Origin of the sequence: Actinomyces sp. MRS3W (genome assembly GCF_032465695.1) — a bacterium.
Taxonomy (GTDB): Bacteria; Actinomycetota; Actinomycetes; order Actinomycetales; family Actinomycetaceae; genus Actinomyces.
Map to the genome: position 1 here is coordinate 1 of NZ_JAWDJJ010000195.1, position 6,882 is coordinate 6,882.

Sequence of the window (6,882 nt, forward strand, 5' to 3'; positions counted from 1 at the left end):
GGCGCCTTCTCCGGCGGCGTCGGTGAGCACGTTGCGCACGTGCAGGCCGAGCGTGAGTTGAAGCAGGGCGACGGACACGGCGATGACCAGCACCCCGACGAGCGCGAAGTCAACGACGGCAGCGCCGCGGTCGTCGGTTTGCCAGCGCGCGCCGAGCCCGGGTAAGCGGCGCTCGCCCGGGTGGGGTTTGCCCCGCCGGGAGCTGGCTCGACCGCGCTGGCCACACGTGCGGGCGCGGCCGCGAGTGCGCCGGTCAGATGGCACCGGTGACCTTGGCAATGGCGTCGTTGAAGACCTGTGTCAGCGCGGGGCCGGCGACAGCCCAGAGGGCGACGACCAGGCCCGCGGTCATGAGGGTGACCAGCACCCAGCCGGGGACGTCACCGCGTTCATCGGCGAGGTGGCGGACTTGGGTGCGCAGGCGAATGATGACGCGCTTGATGGGGTGCATGGGTTTCTCCGTTTTTCCGTGGTTGCGACTGATAACCGGGGGTAGATAGCGGTGGTGGACATGGGCGGGGGCTGCGGGTGAGTGTGGGTTCATAGGCCGATCCGCAGAACAAACAGGCCCGGGAAGAGGGCGAAGACCACTGTGATCGGCAGGATGAGGAAGACGACGGGCACCATCTGGGCGATTTCGCGTCGGCCGCCCTCTTCCATGAGGCTGCGTCGGGCGGCCTCACGGGCGTCGGCGGCCTGGGCGCGCAGCACGTCGGCCAGCGGGGTGCCGCGTTCCAGGGCAACGGAGATGGCCTCGGATAGTCGCGCCACATGCAGCGATCCCACGCGCTCCTCCAGGTGAGTGAGGGCCGTGGTGAGCACGGTGCCGCTGTTGACGTCGGCGAGGGTGAGCTCAAGCTCCTCGATGAGCTCTCCGCGGCCGATGCGCACGACTCGCTCCATGGCGGCCACCGGCCCCTGTCCGGCGCCGACGACGAGGGCGAGGAGCTCAACGACGTCGGGAAGTTGGGATTCAATGCGCTCCCGACGCCGGTTGACGGCGCGTGTCAGCCACCAGTCGCGCGCGGCGGCGCCGCCGACGGCCGCAACGATGGCGACGACGATGAGCAGCGGCACGTTGACCCGCCACGCGACGGACAGCGCCAGCCCGGTGCCGGCCGCAATCGCGAGCCCCGCCGTCGCCCAGAGCAGCTGCTGAATGCGCAACTCCTCGTAGGTCAAGGACGTCCCGGAGCGCGCCAGCCGCCGCCTGACCGATTCCGCTGAGGAGCCGATCGCCTCGAGGATTCCTCCCAGACGAGTCACCGTCTCCAGGAGGGCGGCGCTGACGGTCTGTCCGTCGGCGGTGGGTGAGGCGGCGGCCAGTAGCCGCGAAGTGCTGGGGCGGGCGTGAACGTAGGGTTCCAGCCGGTCGGCGAGGGTTGGGCGACGACGGCGCACGGCCTCGACCACCAGCAGGATGCCGGTGGCGGCGAGCAGGCCGGTCAGGGCGCCGAGCAGGATGGGGCTCATCGCAGTACCCGTTCTTCCTCGGGCAGGCGTCCGAGTCTGAGCATGAGGCGGTAGGCCACCAGGCTCAGGGCGGCCCCAATGGCCAGGACGAGTGCGCCCGCGGCGGTGGCGTAGGCGGCCGCCGCCTGGGGGCGGGTGGCCAGCAGTGCGAGCACGATCCAGGGGGCGGCCACCGCGACCCGCGCCCCGTTGACGGTCCACGACTGGCGGGCTTCGAGCTCGCCGCGGGTGCGCATGTCCTCGCGCAGCATCCGGGACAGGGCGCGCAGCAGTGTGGTCAGGTCGGTGCCGCCGACCTCATGTGCCAGGCGCAGTGCCTCAACGATGCGGTCTGCCACCGGGTCGGCGAAGCGGGCCTTGAGCCGATCCAGCGACTGGTCGAAGCGGGCGGTGGCGGCGTAGTCGGCGCCGAAGGCGCGCATCTCGTCCCGGATCGCCTCGGGCCCGCGTTCACCGAGGTTGGTCAGGGCCTCGGGCAGGCTCATGCCCGCGCGCACGCCCGACACGAGCGTGTCGACCGCCTCCGGCCACACCTCTCGCAGGTTGGTGCGGCGGGTGCGTGCCCGGGAGGAGACGACGAGCAGCGGGGCGCCGGCGGCGATGACGCCGAAGGCGGCGGCAATGGGCCAGGCGCGGGACATGCCGAGGAACAGCAGGCCGACGAGGACCCCGAGGATGAGGCTGCCGGCCACGAACAGGGCGGGGCTGGTACGGCCGACTCCGGCCTGGATGAGCAGGTCGGCCAGGTTGCGTTGCCGTTCGGAGTGCCATCGCGGCGGCTCGGTGGTCAGCGCGAGCCACACCAGCACCACGCCGGTGCCGGCGAGCAACCCGCTGATGGCTCCCATCAGGACCACTCCCCCGTAGCGGCTGGCGCCGTGGAATGCCCGGGCGCGGAGGCGTGCACAGCGTCGTCGGTGAGCAGGGCGGCAACGTCGTGGCCGACGCGGGAGTAACGTTCTGGGGCGCGTGGGACGCCCGGGCCGCGCACCAGCCGGCCGGCGGCGTCGCGGGTGAATACGTCAGCCATTTCGATGGTCCCGTTCTCAACGCGGCCGGACAGAGCGGCGATTTCGCGAACTTGGCGGCGCCCGTCGGAGTCGAGGTCGAGGTGCACCACGAGGTCCACGGCGCTCGCGACCGTCGGCACGACGAATCCGGCGGTGACGTTCTCCCCCGCCAACAGCGGCAGGGTGCAAATCTTGACCACCGCCTCGCGGGCGGAGTTGGCGTGCAGCGTCGACATCGAGGGAAGGCCCGAGTTCATGGCGATGAGCAGGTCGAGCGCCTCGGCCTCCCGCACCTCACCGATGAGCAGCCGGTCGGGGCGCATGCGCAACGCCTCCTTGACCAGGCGGCGCAGGCTGATCTCGCCCACTCCCTCAAGGTTGGCGGCCCGGGTCTGCATGGCCACGCAGTCCCGGTTACGCAGGGCCAGCTCGAAGACCTCCTCGCAGGTGATGACGCGCTGCCCGGCGGGGATGGCACCGGCCAGGGCCCGCACCAGGGTGGTTTTGCCGGCCTGGGTGGCGCCGGAGACGAGGATGTTGAGCCCGGCTTGGACGGAGGCGTCGAGGAAGGCGGCGGCGTGCGGTGTCAGGGATCCCATGCGCACCAGGTCGGCGGTGCGCGCGGCCCGCGAGGTGTGCTTGCGGATATTGACCGCCCAGTGCTGGGAGGTGATGGGCGGGATGACCACGTGCAAACGTTCGCCTCCGGGCAGCTGGGCGTCCACGAAGGGGCTGGCCAGGTCCAACCGGCGCCCGGAGGTGCGCAGCATGCGCTCCACTAGGACGCGCAGTTCCTCATCCTCCAGCAGGGTGGTGGTCAGCTCGGGGCGCCCGGAACGGGCGACGAAGACGCGTCCCGGGGAGTTGCACCAGATTTCCTCGACGCTCTCATCCTCCAGGTAGCGCTGTAATGGCCCCAGGCCGGCCAGGGCATCCACAGCCCGCGCTCCGGCGTCGTCGGGGTCGGGCAGGGGTGGCACGAGCCCGGCGTCGGCGCGGGCGACGTAGTCGGCGCTCGCCTCGGCAACGAGTGCCTCGAGGGCGGAGGTGTCGGTGAGCGGGTCGACGCCACGGCGGCGAACCAGTTCACGGATCTCGGAGTGCAGCATGGCTGCGGCATCCATGGTGGGCCTCACGGGGGTAGCTAAGTCTGGCGTATCTATGGGGATAGGCGTTGGGATGATGTGTAGCGCCTGCTCGACGCTGAGAAGCGCTACGCCTGTGAGCTTAGGTCACAGACAGGTGTCACCGCCAATCCAGATGCGCGCCCCTGTGGAAAACCCCGGCAGCGTCCGCCAGGTCCCTGGCAATAGCGTGATTGAAGCGCCAGGTGCGCGGCTCACGGGGCGCGGCGACGCCGCCAGGCGCTTTCCTCGCTTACGGTGGAGTCATGTCACAGCCCCCCTCCGGGCCGTCCGAGCCCACGCGCACGCCTCAGTCAGACCAGTCCGGAACCACCGGCGCCCCCACCCCCCTGGGTGCGGTCCGGGAGCGATCTGCCCTGGCGCTTGCGGCCATGGCCGCCGTCGCCGTGCCCGGTCTGAACCCGGCGCGTCTGGCACTGCCCCAGGAGCGCTCAGCCACTCTACGGGTGGTCGGCGTCGTCGACACTCAGGGGCGGCACTGGGAGGTGCTGGAGACTCACGACGATGCCACCGGTGCCACGCTGGACGCCGAGGCGGAGGTGCTGCGCCGCATCGGACGGGTGGTCGACGACGGCCGGGTGTCCTTCGATGTGCCGCGCCCCGCCGGCACGCTGCGGCAGGAGGGCACACACCTCCAGGTGCGCAGCCATCTGGAGGGCCGCCCGATCGACGTCGAGTCCCTGCGTCCGGGACCGGGGCTGTCCGCGGGGCTCGGCCGGGCGCTGGGCGAGTTGCATGAACTGCCGACGACGGTGATCTCCGAGGCGGGCCTGCCCGTCTACGACGCAGAGGACGTGCGCAGGCGCTGGCTGAGTCTGCTCGACGACGCCGCCGGCACCGGCAGGGTGCCGCCTGCGCTGCTGTCCCGCTGGGAGGTGGCGCTGGAGGACTCGGCGCTGTGGCGCTTCCGCCCGGTGGTGGTCCATGGTGACCTGGCGGCGGAGAACGTGCTGACCGCCGGCGGGGCGGTCGTGGCCGTGCGCGGGTTGGGGCAGGCGCATGTGGGCGACCCGGCCGAGGATATGGCGTGGGTGTACTCCTCCGTGCCCGTGGACTGTCTGGATGCAATTGAGTCCGCCTACGACCTGGCGCGCACGGAGGGTGTGGACCGGCATCTGCGAGATCGTGCGGAGCTGGTCAGCGAGCTGAGCCTGGCCCGGTGGCTCATGCACGGCGTGCGTTCACAGCGCGATTCCATCGTGGATGACGCAGTGGCGATGCTGACGGATTTGGCCGACCAGGTCGGCGACGAGCCGCTCATCGAACCGCACGGACCCCGTCTGGCGCCCGTGCCGGGTGAGCGGGTGAGTGCCGAGCCGGAGGCGACCACCAGCGAGGTGGAGATGGTGCTGGTGGATGACGACGCCGACGGAGATGAAGGCGACGACGGCAGCGGCCCTTCCGAAGAAGGCACGGACGACCACCACGCTCCCCATGGAGGTGCCGTCATGAGCACGGACGCAGCCGGTGAGGCCGAGGACGGCCCCGCCGACTAGCCGCCTCACACCGAGGCTGGTTCCAGCGCCGCCGAAGGCGGCACTCATGACGCGTTGAACCGGCACAAGTGCGCTACCGACGGGCGATAGTGGGCCTTGCGGCCCTGGTTCACTGATCCCGCGGGTCCAGGGTGCGCCGGATCTCCTCCAGGGGGAGGAAAGAGTCCTCGCCTAGTTGGTCGACGTAGCCGCCTGGCTCGTCGACGTACAGGTAGGCGGCCTGCACCTGCTCGGTGGGAACGCCGGTGGCGGCAGACCACGCGTGCACATAGACGCTGAGCTGGTCCACCGGCACGCGCTGGTGGCCGGTCTTCCAGTCGACCACCAGGTAGTGACCACTGTTCGGATCCTGGAAGACGGCGTCGATGCGGCAGCGCAGGGTGGTCTCACCGAGGGCGAGTTCGAGGGATTCCTCGGTGGTCACCAGCTGGTAGCCGTCCAGTAGGGCATGGTTCGCGGCGACGTCGAGCCAACGCTCGACACGCTTGCGGTCTGCCCCGGTGAGTGTGTCCGGGACGCCGGCATCGTGCAGGCTGAACAGGGTGCCGCGGCTGCTCAGGCGTTGGGCGATGGCGTCGTGGAAGACGGTGCCCAGGCGGCCGGCGGCCTGTGGCTGGGCCGGCAGCGGGCGGCGCAGGTCGAGGGCGAACTGGTCGCGGTCGCGGCGCAGATCGTCCAGCCGGGTGGCAGCCAGGTGGGCGGGCTGGCGGACTGTGGGGGTCTCGTCTGCCGCGGCGTCGCGCTCGGCCAGCAGCAGGCGGGCCTCCTCGCGCCAGCGGAGCACTGTCGGGTCGGCGGAGGCACTCTCCGGGGCTGCTTCTGAATCTGCCGTGGCGTCCGGCTCGGCGGCACCGCCGAGGGCGGTCCGGCTCGCCGCAGGGGCTGCGCCGGCGCCCAGAGCACTGTTCACGGCGTCGGCGACGGCGGCGCGCGCGGCCCGTTCCGAGCCCGGGGCGGCCACGTGAGTCACCGGCCAGACGTCCTGCGTAATGCCGAGGGGATTGGTGGCATCCTCTGGCACGTCGGTGAAACCGGGACCGAACTCGGTCACCAACTCACGCCGCTGCAACTCGGCGAGGAAACGGGACACGGGCTTGACGGCGTTGCTGGTCTTGGCCAGGTGAGATCCGGTCAGTAGCACCTCCTGGCGGGCCCGGGTGATGGCCACATAGGCCAGGCGCCGTTCCTCGGCAATGGCGTGACGCCCGAGTGCCAGCTGGTACTGCGAGTGACGGTCCTTGATCTCGTCCCTCTCCTCCTTGGTAAGCGTCGCGCCCTCGCCCAGTGGCAGCTCGATGGCATCGAGTTGGAACGGTGGTAGCTGGTCGGCGTCGGCACGCAGCGGATGGGGGAATACTTGGCTGGAACCCATCCAAGACTTGTCCACCACTGCCCCGTCCGCCCGGGAGGCTTTACGGTAGTTGGGAAATGAGGCTTCGGACATGCCGATCACTGCGACGCAGTCCCACTCCAAGCCCTTGGCGCCGTGGACAGTCATGATCTGTACGGCGCCGGGTTCGGGCTCAACCTCGGGGGTTTCCAGCCCGCGTTCCTCGGACTCTGCGTAATCGAGCGATTCCAAGAACCCGGAGACAGTAGGGACCTCCACATCAGCGGCATACTGCTCGGCAACATTCCGGAAGGCGTCCAGGGCGCGCCGCCCCATGCGGTTGCCGACGCGAGCGGCGAGTTCAACATCCAGGCCCAGGGCCTGCTCGGCAACCGCCACCAGGTCCGGCAGCGGCAGCGTCAGGGCAC

7 protein-coding genes are annotated in these 6,882 nt (G+C 70.6%); 1 reads left to right on the forward strand and 6 read right to left on the reverse strand.

Features of this window, described 5'->3' with window-relative positions; genetic code table 11:
- From RWX45_RS07260 to RWX45_RS07280, 5 genes are all read right to left on the reverse strand, one after another.
- Window positions 1–264, reverse strand: a 264-nt coding sequence (locus tag RWX45_RS07260) for a pilus assembly protein (protein ID WP_316023065.1), incomplete at its 3' end; no start/stop codon positions are given.
- Window positions 254–451, reverse strand: a complete 198-nt coding sequence (locus RWX45_RS07265) for a hypothetical protein (RefSeq protein ID WP_316023066.1) — start codon at window positions 449–451, stop codon at window positions 254–256. The genes RWX45_RS07260 and RWX45_RS07265, both read right to left, overlap by 11 nt.
- 89 nt (window positions 452–540) lie before the next feature.
- Window positions 541–1,473 (reverse strand): type II secretion system F family protein, encoded by a 933-nt coding sequence (locus RWX45_RS07270; protein ID WP_316023067.1) that lies wholly within the window; start codon window positions 1,471–1,473, stop codon window positions 541–543.
- Complete coding sequence (locus tag RWX45_RS07275) at window positions 1,470–2,321, reverse strand: type II secretion system F family protein (protein ID WP_316023068.1); 852 nt, start codon at window positions 2,319–2,321, stop codon at window positions 1,470–1,472. Before RWX45_RS07275 ends, RWX45_RS07270 begins: the two co-directional genes overlap by 4 nt.
- Window positions 2,321–3,607, reverse strand: coding sequence for a CpaF family protein (locus tag RWX45_RS07280; RefSeq protein WP_316023071.1), 1,287 nt, complete (start codon window positions 3,605–3,607; stop codon window positions 2,321–2,323). The genes RWX45_RS07275 and RWX45_RS07280 overlap by 1 nt, the downstream gene beginning before the upstream one ends.
- A gap of 266 nt (window positions 3,608–3,873) precedes the next feature.
- Here RWX45_RS07280 and RWX45_RS07285 point away from each other — a divergent pair, with 266 nt between their 5' ends.
- A complete protein-coding gene (locus tag RWX45_RS07285) occupies window positions 3,874–5,124 on the forward strand; it encodes a phosphotransferase (protein WP_316023069.1) in 1,251 nt (416 codons plus the stop codon).
- A 109-nt stretch (window positions 5,125–5,233) separates the two neighbouring features.
- Here RWX45_RS07285 and RWX45_RS07290 read toward each other — a convergent pair.
- Window positions 5,234–6,882: 3'-5' exonuclease (locus RWX45_RS07290; protein WP_316023070.1), on the reverse strand; the 1,649-nt coding region annotated here is incomplete at its 5' end.